This is a genomic window from Microbulbifer mixtoriginis (SeqCode) (assembly GCF_052466865.1).
In genome coordinates, this window is record NZ_CP174293.1 from 4,121,734 (window position 1) to 4,137,693 (window position 15,960).

At 49.3% G+C, this 15,960-nt stretch carries 12 protein-coding genes; 5 read left to right on the forward strand and 7 right to left on the reverse strand.

The window, feature by feature from the left end; translation table 11 throughout:
* From ACJJJA_RS18620 to ACJJJA_RS18630, 3 genes are read right to left on the reverse strand one after another with little or no spacing between them, the layout of a single operon-like run.
* Positions 1-1,815, reverse strand: coding sequence for an IucA/IucC family protein (locus tag ACJJJA_RS18620; protein ID WP_444903012.1), 1,815 nt, complete (start codon positions 1,813-1,815; stop codon positions 1-3).
* Positions 1,812-2,792: a GNAT family N-acetyltransferase gene (locus ACJJJA_RS18625; RefSeq protein WP_444903013.1), complete on the reverse strand. Its 981-nt coding sequence runs from the start codon at positions 2,790-2,792 to the stop codon at positions 1,812-1,814. The genes ACJJJA_RS18620 and ACJJJA_RS18625 overlap by 4 nt, the downstream gene beginning before the upstream one ends.
* Before the next feature lie 34 nt (positions 2,793-2,826).
* Positions 2,827-4,692: an IucA/IucC family protein gene (locus tag ACJJJA_RS18630; RefSeq protein WP_444903014.1), complete on the reverse strand. Its 1,866-nt coding sequence runs from the start codon at positions 4,690-4,692 to the stop codon at positions 2,827-2,829.
* 177 nt (positions 4,693-4,869) lie between these two features.
* Here ACJJJA_RS18630 and ACJJJA_RS18635 point away from each other — a divergent pair, with 177 nt between their 5' ends.
* Positions 4,870-6,090 carry an MFS transporter gene (locus ACJJJA_RS18635; RefSeq protein WP_252083102.1) on the forward strand — a complete coding sequence of 407 codons (1,221 nt, stop codon included), beginning with the start codon at positions 4,870-4,872 and terminating at the stop codon, positions 6,088-6,090.
* A gap of 51 nt (positions 6,091-6,141) precedes the next feature.
* Here ACJJJA_RS18635 and ACJJJA_RS18640 read toward each other — a convergent pair whose 3' ends face one another.
* Together ACJJJA_RS18640 and ACJJJA_RS18645 are read right to left on the reverse strand one after the other, a co-directional pair.
* Positions 6,142-6,651 (reverse strand): GNAT family N-acetyltransferase, encoded by a 510-nt coding sequence (locus ACJJJA_RS18640; protein ID WP_444903015.1) that lies wholly within the window; start codon positions 6,649-6,651, stop codon positions 6,142-6,144.
* 163 nt (positions 6,652-6,814) lie between these two features.
* Complete coding sequence (locus ACJJJA_RS18645; protein ID WP_444903016.1) at positions 6,815-7,036, reverse strand: hypothetical protein; 222 nt, start codon at positions 7,034-7,036, stop codon at positions 6,815-6,817.
* A gap of 136 nt (positions 7,037-7,172) precedes the next feature.
* Here ACJJJA_RS18645 and can point away from each other — a divergent pair, with 136 nt between their 5' ends.
* From can to ACJJJA_RS18665, 4 genes are all read left to right on the forward strand, one after another.
* The gene (gene can / locus ACJJJA_RS18650) at positions 7,173-7,829 is read left to right on the forward strand and encodes a carbonate dehydratase (protein ID WP_252083105.1); all 657 of its coding nucleotides are present in this window, start codon (positions 7,173-7,175) and stop codon (positions 7,827-7,829) included.
* A gap of 85 nt (positions 7,830-7,914) precedes the next feature.
* Positions 7,915-9,573 (forward strand): FAD-dependent oxidoreductase, encoded by a 1,659-nt coding sequence (locus ACJJJA_RS18655; protein ID WP_444903017.1) that lies wholly within the window; start codon positions 7,915-7,917, stop codon positions 9,571-9,573.
* Between the two features lie 105 nt (positions 9,574-9,678).
* Complete coding sequence (locus tag ACJJJA_RS18660; protein WP_444883950.1) at positions 9,679-10,191, forward strand: flavin reductase family protein; 513 nt, start codon at positions 9,679-9,681, stop codon at positions 10,189-10,191.
* Between the two features lie 179 nt (positions 10,192-10,370).
* Positions 10,371-11,102 (forward strand): glycerophosphodiester phosphodiesterase, encoded by a 732-nt coding sequence (locus ACJJJA_RS18665; RefSeq protein ID WP_444903018.1) that lies wholly within the window; start codon positions 10,371-10,373, stop codon positions 11,100-11,102.
* 152 nt (positions 11,103-11,254) lie between these two features.
* On the opposite strand, the gene ACJJJA_RS18670 is transcribed toward ACJJJA_RS18665, so the two are convergent.
* Both ACJJJA_RS18670 and ACJJJA_RS18675 read right to left on the reverse strand, forming a co-directional pair.
* Positions 11,255-13,852 carry a TonB-dependent receptor plug domain-containing protein gene (locus tag ACJJJA_RS18670; protein WP_444903019.1) on the reverse strand — a complete coding sequence of 866 codons (2,598 nt, stop codon included), beginning with the start codon at positions 13,850-13,852 and terminating at the stop codon, positions 11,255-11,257.
* A 382-nt stretch (positions 13,853-14,234) separates the two neighbouring features.
* Positions 14,235-15,785 carry a M20/M25/M40 family metallo-hydrolase gene (locus ACJJJA_RS18675; RefSeq protein ID WP_444903020.1) on the reverse strand — a complete coding sequence of 517 codons (1,551 nt, stop codon included), beginning with the start codon at positions 15,783-15,785 and terminating at the stop codon, positions 14,235-14,237.
* Positions 15,786-15,960 lie beyond the last annotated feature (175 nt).

Genomic DNA, 15,960 nt, shown 5'->3' on the forward strand with positions numbered 1-15,960 from the left:
TTATGCCTCTAAAGCGGAAGCGGTTGCTGGTTGATGTTGCTGTGACTCTTGCTCTGCGAGCCAAAGGGGATTAGTCAGGTCTCCACCGACAATGGGGACCGGGCGTTCAGCGCTGTCATCGTAACCTTGACGCAGGCGCACGCGATTAATACAAACGCGCTCGATATGGGGACGGAACAAATTAAACTGCTGGAAACGCTCCGCCATACCGCCATTATCTCGCTGTGCGGATTCTTGATATCGGCGTAGGACCTTGGCTAAAACTCCGTAGAATTTCCTTTCCTCTAGACCAATCTCTATCATTAATTGGGCGGACAGATAGCGCAGCACTGTGACAAAGTGACCGGTAAACAAGTCGTGAATAATATAATTAGCAGGCAATTGATCGAGAACTTGTGCCGCCGATTCCGGCAGGTCCGCACGATCGGGAAAATCACCCTGAGCGAGACGCAAATCTCCCTGGAAATCCTTCAGAAGAACACGAACAACTTTGTTGTCGCGCAATACCAGCGTTAGGTTTTGCGAGTGAGCTACCAAACCTATGCCATAACGGCTAAGCAGGTGATAAAGAGGCACCACCGTAGCGTCGAATAGCTGCTCAAGCCAGGCTTCTACTGAAAGGCCGGAGGCTTCAATCAGAGCAGAGATTACAGACTTGCCGCTGCTATCTTTCTGTAATAACGCGGCCATTAAAAGATGGCGCTCGCCCTCAGCACACAAGCTTGCCGGGCTCTGCCTCCAGGTAGCTCCCAGTAATTCACGGTAACGATAGGGCGCGCCCTTTATCGACTCTTGATGTAAGTGCGGTACATGCAGGCCAGCTACTTCTTGAAGAACACCGGTGCCCCGCGATTGTAATTGCTCATCACGCTCACAGAGTAACTGCATCCATTCAGATAACGCCGGTCCGCAGCGCATAAACTTGCCTGGAATTCCACGGTAGCAGGAAGTATTCAATATCGTTAATGGCAACTTCACATGGAGAGCCTGCGGGCGCTTCAAGTTGGACAAGGTACGTAGTGAAACCTGCGGCAAATATTCATCGCCAAACTCACCGAGTAAAACCAAGTCACCACTAAAAATCTGTTGTGCATAATGCTGACTAATATGATGCTGCCATTGCCATGGATGCACCGGCAAGGGCAAAAACTCTTGCCAGTTAACCCCTTTCTCACGGCATTTATCGTCCAGCTGCTGTAACTGTGATTCGCTCAGGCTTTCTGCCAATAGCTGAGGCCAATCCCACAGGTCGCTATTGCCACTCACAGCGAGATCCCGGCGAACAGCAAGCCATAACAGCCTGACCCCCTGAGCGGCCTCTGTACCAAAGGCGTTAAACTCTTGTGCGCCCCAACCGATACGGCCTTTATTCACCATAGCCTTAGGATGACCATCCAGTAGGCACTGCAATTTTTCATCAGTTAGTGTGGCTAGGGTATGCGCTGTAAGCGATTCACGCTTTTGCAGCAAAGTAACATCCGCAACCAGGGTATTGGCCAGTTCGTGTAATAAATTGCCCAAAGTACTGGGGGAGGCTTCAAGATCCAGAGCAGCATCAATAAAAAACTGTGCTGCGTCATCCGCAGGTATTACTTGCCCATCACCTTCCCGCTCAATACTTTGCGCATCAATTAATAACCAATCCCACACAGTTAACTGAGCTTGGAAACGATAGATAACACCAGAAGCAAGTTCCACAAAGTAACGGGCACCCGTTTCTAGCTTTGCCGTCAGAGCCTGTTCATAACAAAGCTCAGCCAGAGATTTCACCAGCAGGTTTCTATTCGCCTGCTTCCAATATTTATCGCCGCTCATATTCCCCCCATACTCTGAAAGAATTCGTCTCGCTTGCACATAATCAAAGCAGCTCTTTTGTGGGGAAAATCAAATTCTTTAACTTTTTTCCAGCCAAAAGTGCCGTTGATGTATTTAAGCAATGCGCGATTATCCGCGCGCGGCTCTCCAACCAAAGTTTCTGTGCGAGCGTCATCCAGAAACATAAAATGGGTAACACCATTAAACCAAGCCTGAGCAAAACGGCCTCCCAGGAAGCGTTGATCGCCAACCAACATATGTGCACCGCGATCAAATGGCTGGCAGTCATAGTAAGGTGCGATACGATCTTCAAGCGCCCAATAAATTTCAAAATAGGCAAAGGGCTCACCATCAATACAGGCGATCAATGGATGCTTATGGGGATCTTGAATAACAGAGTCAATAAACTGTCTCTGCTTTTCTTTATCACCTTCTTCTTCCCAAAATTTTGCGACACGCTCCTGGTTCATCCAGTTGGTAAAGCGCTCCAAATCTTTCTCTGGATCCAGATGACGTAAACTGAAATCTATTCCCAGTGTGTGGAAATGACGGTGATAAACTTCCCCTTTAGGTGGTTCCGCACGGAGAGGGTGGCGAACTCCCTGCGTATTTTCTACCCATTGTAAAGGAAACTCACCGGCATTATTACCTCGATACCAGAGCTCTGTACGTTGATAAAAATTGCTGCGGGAAACTCGGCTTACCACAGTATCCGCATCGACAATATCCGTATTTTGCAATGCTGGATTCATCGCAAAAAGCCAGTCGAACCAGAGATCTAACGCTTCTAACGAATTTTCACCAGACGACAGGATGAAAATTGCTATTTCCTGTCCGGGAACATATTCAATTTGAAAATAGTTATCGCCATTTAACTGGCAACGATATCCTCCCACAGCAACTTGCCAAGAGCGCCCATCGGGAAGCTGACCGTGTTCCCCTAAAGATATTTCAAGCGCAGCTGTTGAGCTGGTCATAATTCTTTCCTTTCAATTTTTATCGTCACGGTGATCAAGCTTCGGCAACTTCAGCTTCTACTACCGTTCGCAGGGGGTTCGCCATAGTGTGATAGATGGAAAGCGGGTCTTCGGTGGTGGTTTCATTCATACCAATCACCGCACATTGAAAATTGCCCTTAGCCCAAATTTCATCGGCATTGAGCAAATACGCCAAACAGCTAAAGTCACGTCGCTGGCCTTCGTACAGCAATTGCAGGCGCTCGCGCAGCTGGCGCAACAACTCCTGCTCGGAAATTAAACCTGCAGCGGAAAGCGCACAGATCAAACCAAAACAGCTATTAACGATCAGGTAATACACAAAAAGGCGGTTGGCCATTTCTTCGTCAATGACATTCTCACTGTCCTGGGCCAGATTAGGCAGATAAGGTTTGAGTAATTCCTCGCCCAGGCGACTATAACCACTGCCTTGACAATCTCTGAAAAAACCAGCCACAGGCAGAGCACCCTCGAAGCTCAAAATCAGATTTTGTTGATGGGCGCCAAATAAAATTCCAAAATCGGCTTGGGCAATTAGCAAGGGCTCAATAACTGCATCGAGAAAAGCCTTAAACCAGCGTTTGCTAGCAGCCTCAATGGAAATATTTTCCTCTCCAGCGAGGCGCTGTACCAATTGCGCAGCCCGGCAGGGAGCACCATTAGGATGATCCTGAGTCAATGTTGCCAACAGGCAGGTATTTTTTGCGGCTGTTTCCAAGAAAGGATTTTCCCGAAACATAACCAGGCTTTCTATAATCTGCTCACCTCTACTATCGGCAAGCATCAGGTAGGCCGGTTCCGCCAACACCTGGAAGCGCGGGTAGCGGCTGGCAAACTCCTGCCCCAGAGGCGTATCTCTTACTTTTAAGACTTCGAGACCACGCACCATTTCTTTTGGTTGCAGAGTACGCACCGAATTAGTCAGCCTCAGGCTGAGAGAAAACTTGAGCATATAAGGGCTTTGAGCGCTGTAAATTGCGCGCAGAGAAGAGGTTGCCCGCCACGGTTCCCTGCCCTCACCCAACTCAATAATTTTTCCACTCTCAAGTAATTCGGCCACACGTGGGTCTTGCCCTAGCTGACACCACTGCCAGGGATGTGCCGGGATAGCAATAAATCCTTTCGGTGCCACCGGAGCACCATCCGTTGCACGCACCAGATCGGCAAACTGCGCCTCGCTAATTTCCGCTCCACTCGCTCCAAGCAAATATTGTGGGTCCACTCCCAGCCACATCAGGGCAAAGCTATTGCCAAATTCCGGGGCGTAACATTCGGCATCCTTATCGGTAAATGGATCGCGGCTTTTAGGAGTCGGATGGATAGAGTGTCCGCATAAAAGTGCCTGTTCCGACTCGACAAAAGTGAGGGGCTGAGTAAATAGTTTCTCTGTATCTGCGTGACGAGCATCCAGTGCCTGAGCCATATTTTTCACACTGGCCGAGACCCTGAGAGTAAATTGCGCTCTGGATTCTGCTGTGGCGCCAGGGAAAAAAGCAGGCTCCTGTGCAACCTGCTGCGCAGCATCAGCAAACCCAATAGTTTTGCTGGCACCCTCTGCGTTACGCAATATCATCGGCAGGGTAAACTGGTGCCTGCCACACTCACTGCGATAGGAGACACTCAGCCAGAGTTCGGCACCACTGGCCGGTAGAGGAATATGCACCGCCGGTACACTGATCCCTTGTGGAAGTTGCTCGCCAGCTCGTTCGTGCCAAATACCGCTATCTGTCTCTCGCAGTAGTGCATTGAAGAAGCAGTTGGCTGACATTCTTTCCGCAGCCATATTGACCTCCGTATCCCCGGCGGTCATAACTGGATTTTGAGCAAAAGCATCGCCGTCGACGCCGCCAGTGCTGGCTGCATCGGATTGAGGATTATTCATGGTGGTGATTCTTTATCGGCTAAATCTAAGTGAGAATGGTTTGCATTAGCCTTATGATGCAGGTAAATTTCTCGCACTTCAAGCCCATTGCCAGAGAAATTATCTGGCTGTGAACTCTTGCACAGGAAAAGGTCGCGTTTTTCTGTGATTTTTTATGAATTTGTTGTGGAGTCCCGGATGCGGAGATCCCTGAATCACCCCAAACATCACCTGCGTAAAATCAATATGGTGGTGGCCAGCCAGGGAGCTGCCCAGGTTGTTCTACTGACTCAAATTCCACTCATCGTTGAGCGCTGTGGGCTGAGTCTGGCCAGCATCGGGGGGTTAGTGGCCCTGGGTACTTTTTGCCTGATGATTGCCGGACCACTCTGGGGTGAAATGGGGGATAGGGTTGGCCGCAAGCCAGTACTACTCGCGGGGCTGACTGGTGCTCTGCTGGCCCAGTGCCTCTTTGTGGCTCTGTTGGTGGCCATGTCCCAGGGGTACCTGGAGGAAAGTAATGCCCTAATAGCTCTGGCAATCAGTCGTGTCATTTATGGATTGAACGCTGCGGCCATCTACCCCTGCTGCCAGGCTTGGGCTATTGACCTGGGGGAGCCAGAAAAACGCTTATCAATTCTTTCAGGCTTGAGTGCGGCGGCTAATCTGGGACGAGGACTCGGGCCACTACTTGCCTTGCCGGCTCTCCTCGCTGGCGCTCTTTGGCCACTGGCGTGGCTGATATTGCTACCATTCATCACCCTCGTTCTAACCGCCGGTCTGCCGAAAGGAAAGAGTTATATTGCAGAAACAGAATCCTCTGAAAATTCCTCCCTCCCTCCTGGTGCCCTGGCCCTGTTTGCCACCGCTCTGCTCGGTACCGTTAGTGTTGGTCAGCTGCAGGTTGTCATGGGACCTGCTCTTAAAGATCTCTACGGTCTCAGCGCCATGGGCGCCTCATCAGCTACTGCCGTATTGTTGGCTGCAGTAGCGATTTGTGGGTTCCTGGTTCAGATTGGTCTGGTGCGCAAACTCAAGGCGCCGCAGATGAGTTTTATGTTGGGCGTAAGCTCCCTATGCACAGGCACCATCTTGCTCTCCAGTACCCTAGGCAGCCTGCTCGCAGCTGCCGGCCTGCTGATCTTTGTGGTGGGGATTGCCTTTTTGGTACCGGGCTACAGCGCACTTTTGAGCCAAGCGAATCGACGCGGAGGCCGGCTATTTGGATTTCTATCACTGATGCACACCGGCGGTTACACTATCGGTTTTGCCATCGGTGGCTGGCTTTATGAAAGGGATCCGCAGCAACCTTTATTGGGATTACTGGTCAGCGTCTCACTTATCGCGCTTTTTGCACTACTCAGCAGCATAATCAGCAAGAAAAAGAAAGTGGGACAGACCCAGTACACTGCCAGGTAACAAAGTTATTGCTTAATTTGAAAAAGGGTGGCCTGTGCCACCCCTGAAGATTCAGAGATACCGCTGCCAGAATTCGGCCTGCCCAAACTCTTCATCCAGCGTATAAGGCTTGAACCCCGACTTGCGATAGGCATTCTTCGCGGCAAAGTTTTTTTCCAGTACTTCCATAGTCAGCTTACAGCCCCCTCTCTTTTTTGCCTCTAACGCCACAAAGTCCATCATGGCAGCGCAAACGCCCTTCCCCCGGGCGCGCTCACTGACGATAACATCGTGAATATTTATCAGCGGCATACAGGAAAATGTGGAAAAGCCGGTGAAACAATTAACCAAACCCAAGGCCTCATTATCGCTATAGGCGAGCACGCTGAAAGCACCGGGAAAATTTGCCAATTTAGATACCAGCTCATTGCGACAAGGCTCTGGCAATGGCCCCCCTCCACCAAAAGGATGGCGGGAGTATTCATCCATTAAATGGATAATATCCTCAGCCTGATGGCAGTCCGTATAATTCGCCAAAACTACACGCAATGCGCTGGAAGTCTCCGGGGTAACCAAGGCCATTATTATTCCTCCGACTTTTTCCACCTGGGAAATGCAAAAATATTGAAAAGCGAGTATGTAAACAAATTTTTGTTAATTTGACGATTATTACTGCCAAATAAAATCCATACCGCTTTTAAGCGCTCTTTTCATTTCCTGGTTAATTTATCGGAAACAGCAAAACTCAAGCCAAAGGCTCCCTTTCCAGTTCTCGACTAAAGGGGTCCTCTCCACCATTCATTGATTCAATAGCTCCTTCCTCTTCATCAGAATTAGAGGTGTATCCACGCAGCCGAGTCCGCCGCGCCTGTAGCTGGCGCATACGCAAACGGTGCCGATCAGCAAATCCAGAGCGCAAGGATGTGCGCTGTCGCCTACCGGGACCGGAGTGATTCCTTCTCGCCATCATTTCTCCTTAAATTGAGACCCAATGCTAAAAAATAGTCATCTTTCAGGTTAGCCCATACCCTCTTGGCCCGCAGGAATAAAGCCGCTATCCTCCCAACATTATGTCCAATTAGTCATATCAGGATACAAACCCATTGCACCCGCTAGATCATCTATTAAAAAATAATCAGAACTGGTCCGAGGCCACCCACAAGGACAACCCGGACTTTTTCTTAAAGCTTTCAAAGCAGCAATCACCGGAATACCTTTGGATTGGCTGCGCAGACAGCCGTGTGCCCGCGAATGAAATTGTCGGGCTTTTGCCCGGTGAGCTGTTCGTACACCGCAATGTCGCCAATGTGGTGGTGCATTCTGACCTCAACTGCTTATCCGTTTTGCAGTACGCGGTAGAGATTTTGAAGGTCAAGCATATTATCGTGTGCGGGCATTACGGCTGTGGTGGCGTACAGGCGGCACTACACAACGAACAGCTTGGTCTAATTGATAACTGGCTGCGCCATATCCAAGATGTTCGCGACAAGCACCACACTCTGGTTGACTTATTCCAGGAACAACAGCGTACAGACCTACTGTGCGAGCTCAATGTCTTGGAGCAAGTAATCCATATTTGCCAAACGACAATAGTGCGCGACGCATGGCGCTCAGGGCAGTCACTCTCTATTAACGGTTGGGTCTACGGGCTAAAAGACGGGCTGGTACACGATTTGGGGATTTCCATTCGCCACCCAGGAGAGATTGCAGACGTCTATCAAAATGCACTGACAAATATTTCCCAAGGCAAACACGATTAGCAGCACCCTCCGACGATCTCCCTTATATTTGCCCTAAAGCCGGTTGCCCTACAGCCGGCTACTGTCTAGCTAGCACGGGGGCACCATGCCAGACTATCGCCAGTGGGAATGTCAAATCTGCGGCTGGATCTATGATGAAGCCAAGGGCTGGCCTGAGGATGGGATAGCCCCTGGTACCCGTTGGGAAGATATCCCCGAAGACTGGTGCTGTCCCCAGTGCGGAGCGCGCAAGCAAGACTTTGCAATGTGTGAGCTGGATAAAAAAGAACCCCCCCCTTCTCCACTTGATACCGCGCTTGACTCCCCGTTACCAACTCATGAGGGCACTGCTACTTTCCGCCTCTGGGAGTGCATGGTGTGCGGATGGGTCTACGACGAAGCCAGGGGGTGTCCAGAGGAAGGCATTGCTCCCGGCACCCGCTGGGAGGATATCCCCGAGGACTGGAGCTGCCCGCAATGCGGTGTGGGTAAGGAAGACTTCGACATGGTGCTGGTGACTCCGGCATCAAAACCTATAGAAAATGACACTGAGCTAAGTGGCGGTGAAGTCTCCAACGAGAATCAAGCCCCACTAGTGATTGTCGGCACAGGCCTGGCCGGCTATCACCTAGCCTTGGAGTTTCGCAAGCTCGATTCTGTAGCCCCCCTGGTTCTGATTTCCAGTGATGACGGGGCCTTTTACTCTAAACCCCTGCTATCAGCCTCCCTTTCCCATGGAAAAACAGCCCAGCAGTTATGCCAAACCAGCGCTGAAGAAATGGCGCGTAAATTGGACGCACAGATTCTCGTACATACCCATGTGGCTTCAATTTCCCCCCACAGCAAAACATTACAGTTGCAGCAGGATGTTGATAATCACATAGCGGATATTCCTTACGACAGGTTGATATTGGCGACTGGTGCCCACTGCCGCAAATTGCCGGCTATTGCGGGCAATGCCCACGCAAGGCTATTTAGGATTAACAACCTGACAGACTACCACCGCTTTCGCACCGCGCTCGTTGGCTGCCAGCGGGTCCTCCTGATTGGTGCAGGTCTGATTGGTTGTGAGTTTGCCAATGATTTGGTGCAAGCCGGATATGAAGTGGCTGTGGTAGATCCTCAGGAGTGGCCGCTCGCCTCTCTCTTGCCAGAAGCTGCCGGTCGCGATCTCCAGGAGGTGCTCAATAACAGTGGCGTTCGTTTTTATCTGGGGAAATCCATTCGCTCCCTGAATCAAAATCCTAAAGGTATTGAAGCCCTGCTGGATAACGGTGAGACGCTAGTGGCAGATATCGCCCTGGCGGCACTGGGTCTAGAAGCCAATACTGCCCTGGCTGAAACTGCGGGACTGAAAATTCAGCGGGGAATTGCCGTAGACCGGAAATTACAGAGTAGCAATCCGCATATATTTGCCATTGGCGACTGTGCGGAGGTAGAGGAGCACCAGCTGTTTTACGTCGCTCCCCTAATGACTTGTGCCCGCGCCCTGGCTCAAACCCTTAGCGGCAATCCCAGTCCCGTACACTACGGCGTTATCCCGGTTGCGGTTAAAACAACCCTGCGCCCCACAACCCTCTGCCCTCCCCATCCAGGCGCCGAGGGCAGCTGGCAAGTATCTCAAGACACAAAAGGCGTCTGTGCCGAGTTTCGCAACAGTAGGGGAGAACTGCTCGGTTTCGCACTGACTGGCGCCGCAATTACAGAAAGGGAGCGACTGATGAGTGAGTGCATGCCGCTTATGGACAATAAGTCATTCGAATAACGCTATTCGAGCTTCTTTTACTAGCTTGCGAGGCAAGACGCGCAATCAGTACGCTTTTGCCGTAAAATGGCTGGCTAGCACAGTTTTTGTACAAGCAACCATCGTATGTCGACAGAAAGAAGCTCCATTATCACCCCCTCCCCTCAACAAAGTCGCCTCCTGCGCGATACTCTGGGCCAGTTCGCTACTGGGGTCACCGTTATTACCACGCAGGACTCTGAGGGACAGCCTGCGGGAATGACCGCCAACAGCTTTAATTCAGTATCTCTGGACCCCGCACTGGTTCTATGGAGTATCGACAAACAATCACTGGGCTACGAGGCCTTCACCACTCGCGAACACTTTGCAGTACACGTACTGCGCGCCGATCAGCAACACGTTTCCAACCTGTTTGCCGGTCGCGGGGCCGATAAGTTTGGGCAGATTCAGTGGAGCGAGGGCCCAGATGGAATACCTCGACTGGAAGAGTGCGCCGCCTATTTCCACTGTCGCCGTGTCCAATGTATTGAAGGTGGGGATCACACCATCCTGCTGGGAGAAGTTTTGGAGTTCAGTGCTTTCGGCGGCGAACCCCTAATATTCCACCGCGGACGCTACCGCGCCTTGTCTGGAGAATAAAAAAACCAGAGACTCCACCATCAAGACTTTTAAGGGGGCACTCTGCCCCCTGTTAAATTTTCCAAACCTATAAAGGTATTTGCCTGTCTGACTAGGTTAACAACCGATAGACTTAAATCACCCTTGCCTCATCATTTAATAATAAGCTTTTAAAAATTATCGGGGGGAGTTAAGCAACAATGAGCCCAAGCACACTTTTCTGTTTTGCCCACCGGGGATACCAACGCCAGGTCAGTGAAAACACTTTACAGGCCATCAACCAAGCATTGGCGTTGGATGTTGATGGTATTGAAATCGATGTCTGGAATATTGGTGGGCAGCTCTTGGTAACACACGATAGGCGCCTGGGTAGACTACTTTCCGGCAACGAGCTAATAACTGATCTACATCCAGACGCCCTGCGTCAACGCCCCCTACCCTGCGGTAATAAGATTCCAACCCTGCGTGAAGTACTGGAGTTAATCGGTAGTAACGCCCAACTCAATATAGAGATCAAGGGTCCAAATTCAGCTGCCCTAGTAGCCAAAGAAATACAAACATTTGTCAGCGACAAGGGCGTAAGCTTTGATCAATATATTGTTTCCTCTTTTGATCACCGACAGCTCCACGAGTGCTTACAACTGATACCCAGTGTGCGCCGCGGAGTTTTATTCAGTGGTATTCCTCTCGACTTAGCCGCGAGCACAGTGCCTTTGAAGGCTTATTCCCTGCATACCAGCTTGGATTTTATCAGTGCTGATTTGATTGCCGATGCAAAACAGAGAGGCTTAAAAAACTATGTCTTCACGGTTAACAGCCCTGATGACCTGATACTCCTAGCCTCACAAGGTGTGGACGGTGTTTTTACTGATCAACCAAAGATAGTACTGGACTTCAATATGCAGGTTATTACGAGCGGAAAATCTATCTGAGTCTTCATAGAGATTGGCCCATGAACAAAAAAACCCGGCAAATACCGGGTTTTTTATTGCTTACAATAAGTACTTCAGAGTAAATTTTGATTGGCAACGGCTATCAATTAATGAAGGCTTGATACCAGTCCCCAATCAAAAAAACCAATCCACTAAAACTCTGCACTCGCACGGAGATACCAAAAGCCGCCGTTAAAACCAAACGGTGATGTCAGAGCATGGCGAACGCCTAAATATTGCAGAGTACCGTCTTGTTCATCATCGGGCTGCACATCAAAAATATTTTCACCACCTATGGATAATTTATAATTTTCATAGAGAGTAAAGGTCGCCTCCAAGTCCACCAAAATTTCACTACCATAACTGTAGGTATCCGTAGCATCACCAGGACCAAACAAACCACCAGTAGACTCCCAATCACTGTAGCGATTGAATCTTAAGTAGCCGCTAAACAAATCACCTGTATCAAAATCAAAAGTCAGAGTTGTGCGATCACTGGGCACCTGATTTTCCAGGTCGAAGACTCTGGAGGCATTAATCGTATTAGTTTCTACTTTACTCACTTCTTGCTTATTGTGGTTGTGACGTAAATCCACAACCAGTAAATTACCTGCCACTTCAAAATCACTGGTAATGGCCAAGTCGATACCTGAGACTTCTGAATCGTATGCATTGACAAAATAGTTGGCATTGCTGTCTTTCAATAAGGCAGCATCCTCTACCCCTGCATTCTGTAGCAGCTCAATTTCTTCTGCGCCGATTTTATTGTTGCGCAATGCAAGGCGGTCTTCGATGTCAATGTTGTAGTAATCAAGAGTGACGCTGGTATTACTAAACGGCGTAAACACTGCCCCTAAGGTAAAGCTGGTCGACTCCTCTGGCGTCAACTCTTTTGCCCCCAAGGCCATTGCTACCGGATGGTCCACCGGATAGGTACCACTCGGAATCAGGTTACCACTGGAATCTGCAGTGGTAGTGACATTAAGGGTATTCACTTGCCCAGGGGTTGGCGCACGGAAACCCGTATTCACTGTCCCGCGCAGAGCAAGGTTCTCATTGACATCGTAACGAGCTGAAAGCTTCCAGTCGGAGGTGGAACCAAACTCATCATATTCTTCTAAGCGCAACGCCACGCCAAGGGTTAATGCATCAGTAACATCCGCTTCGAGGTCGATATAAGCGGCAATACTCTCAATACTGAAACTACCGTCTGAGTCTTTGGAGAACCCCTGAAAACCATCTGAGCCAACACCAAAATACACCGCCGTTGGGCCAACCTCAGTAGATGCAGTATCACCAGCTCCAATTGAATAGGTTTCCTCACGCCATTCAGCGCCAAAAGCAACATTCAGTGGGGAGGCAAAGGCAGCAACATCAATAGGTTTCACAAAATCTGCATTTAGACTGGACTCTTCCTGGGTGAGGGTGCCCGGTTTGAAACTAGTGGGTGACAAAACCCCGAGGCTGGGATTAATAGAGTTTTTCAATACATATTCCACCTCATTCTCTGCAACACGAGCACGCAGATCCCAGGTCAAACCATTTTGAAATTCTCCACGAGCACCTATTACAGCGGAGATATCCTGAATTTCCGCACCAAATTGTGGATTGTAACCACCCGGGAATTGGGTATAAATCGGATTGCGCAATACATAGCCACTGGGGCTGGAGTCATCCGCTACCAGGTAATCAGACGGATTTAAGCCTTGAGCAACAATATAATCAATCAGTGACTGAGGGGCGGCATCGGGAAGAAAATCGCCATCATCATCCTTCTGTAAAGTCGGCTCAGCTGCAAATTCATATTCCGGATCCAGCACCGGTTCGCGATAGAAAAAATCAGAAATCGTTTCATTACTGGAATACCCAAAATTACCATATAGCTCTACATTCTCATTAATATCCAGGCCACTATTGACAAAAAATTTCAGAGCCTCCACATCCGGATCACCCCAGCGTTGACCAAGTCCATCTAGAGGCACCAGATTACTACCCAGAATAGAACCTACTTCTTCTGCGCGATTGTGAGTGACACCACGCCAAGTTTTATCAGCTTTGGAATATTCTACAGTGGCATTAACAAACCCCTGATCAAAAAGGTTGAAACCAGCATTAGCGGCAAAAGAATTACGAGTTCCATCCCCCTCAAAATATTCACCAGTCTGAGCAGAAAGAGCAAAACCTTCAGCATCATCCTTTAAGATGATATTAACCACGCCGGCAATAGCATCGGAGCCATACTGGGCCGAAGCACCATCACGCAGCACCTCGACTCTTTCGATAGCCAGTGAAGGCAACGTGGAAAAGTCCACCGCCTGAGCTCCCTGATTGACCGTACCCAGAGGAGCGAGCTGTAAATTCACCAAAGCAGAACGATGCCGACGAGTGCCATTGACCAGTACCAATGTTTGGTCCGGGGACAAATTACGCAGGGTTACTGGACGAATAAATGCCGTACCATCCGCGATGGGAAAGCGCTGGGTATTAAACGAGGGAGCAATTTTTGCCAGAGACTCAGTGAGGTCAAAGCCTGCTTGATCTGCCAACTCCTCTCCGCCAACTACGTCAACCGGTGAAAGAGTTTCTGTTGGGGAAACACCTTCCTTACGGGTACCGGTAGTAATCACCTCTTCCATAGTACGATCATCGGCTGTCGAAGATTTTTCATTTCGATCCTGCGCAAAAGCACTTGGAGCAGTCAGCGCGATGGCGATTGCCAACGATAAAGGTTTTAGCAAATGGGTTTGCATATTGCCCGTCCTCTCTTCTCATTATTAATTCGGACAGCACACCACAGGTTACCCCTGATAAGTGATGCACAGTAATTTTCATGCGCACAATTTCAATAACTGTGCGCGACTTATTTCTGTGGGAATATGTCAGTTCGCCAAGATAGCTGCAAATTTTGGCGTCAGTGCTAAAAGACTTTCACTTTTTGGCATTTTCCCTCGTTCGATTAGACAACAGTTACTCTGGAAACCAAAATCCATGGCGTTTAAATTAATTTATAGCAATGACTGTCAGAGCCGACTGCCAGCCTTAACTGCCAATCATGTCATTTTTTTGCTGATATTTTAAAATCGAGGATGGAGATAATAGGCCCAGGGAAGAAAATTCCCTGGGCCCTCTTTTTTATTGCGGGGTATAGGTGACATCCAGCTCAAAGTTGGAAGTTTGACGGCTGTATCCGCGAACCATGATAAAGGCTTGACTATCACCGCTCGGCACTTGTAGCGAACAATTTTCGGCTGAACCATTCTCGTAGGGTCGGCAATCGTAGTAGCGCCAGGTTGGGGCTGCTCCAAACCGCACGTATAGATCTGCGTCATTGGTGCCGGTCATATCCGCAACAAAATTGGTTGCCGGTGTCACGCTAAACGGCCCGTAATGCTCCTCTCCACCACGAGTCACACTGCCAGAGAAGCTTTCCGTTTTCTCCTGACCTGGATCGGGATCCGGGTCGGGATCAGGACCTGGATCATCACCAATGGATCCCTTGGCCAGCTCTGCCACATAAGCGGCAGCCAGTTTACCGAACTTCACAGCGTGATTTGCATCGCCACCACTGTTGGCTAAAGTGTCATTGACAGTGTGGATATAAGGATTAGAGCCATTAAATGTGGCCTCGAAAGGGAAAGAGGCCGCGAAGCCCTGGTTGTGCCAGGAGGCATGATCGGAACAAGCATAACCACAGGTAGTTGTGCCGACACTAAGGTTCCCCAGATAGGTCTGAGCAAGATCTTTCAGGAAGGCATTCTGTGAGCTGTTAGTGTAATCACCAATAATATAAATATCACTGTTTGAACCATAATAATTGGTCATATCCAGTTGTAGAACACCAACCACATTTTTATTTTGGTTCTTGTAATCCGTAGCAATATCATCGGAACCACGCAAGCCAACCTCCTCTGCCGCATACCCCATAAAAGCCAGAGTTTTTGCAGGCTTGTAACCTGTTGCCACTATGGCATTCACCACATCGGTCAGAGTGGCGATACCCGAGGCATCATCATCGGCACCCGGTGCCCTTGTGCCTTCCCCGGTACCCCAGCCAACGGTGGAATCCAAATGCGCCCCCAATACCACGATTTCATCAGGGTTTGTTTGCCCCTGAATAGTGAGAATGACCGAAGGCTGAGCCCAACTATGGCTATAGAGCTGCACAGATGCATCGCTGCGAGAGCTAGTCAATGCTTGCCATTTATCCCGAATCCATTCAGCACCAGCTACGCCTGTAGTAGTGGTGTAATAGCGATTGGTAAAATTGGAAAGGCTGGTGATTGTCGAGCGAATATTTGCCTCAGAGATTTCCGCCTGTAGGGCATTCACCACATTTGCATTATCAATGGTATAGCTGGCAATACTCGACACGGTGTTAGCCAGTGGAGAGAGCTGCGCAGTTTGCGCCTCCTGCAGGGAATCATGCACCATAAAGCCACCACAACGATTGTGGCTATTATGCATTATCGTAGAAATTTCGGATAAATTATCCTCATTTACCTTCAATATGGTTATACCATTGCGCTCTCCTAGTGCATTCAGGGGCTCCTTAGCCATTAACGCACTGCTTTTTTTCAGGGATTGATAACCGTCACTGCCGATCGTTATCCACAAGTCCTCAGCTAAAGTTACACCGGGTACCACCAGTAACCCTAGTAGCGATGTACAAATCATTTTTTTCATTATCTTCTCCACATTGATTGATTCCCCCAGCGTAAGTCGGCAATTTCCCAAAAAACGCTGGGAGGCACTGGAGACTCATGCAAATTCCTTGCACAAACAGCATGCTTCGATGCCGACGAAGTTAAAAAAACCCATAAAAAACGTTCTTAAATACGCAACCTGACTCAAGAAGAAA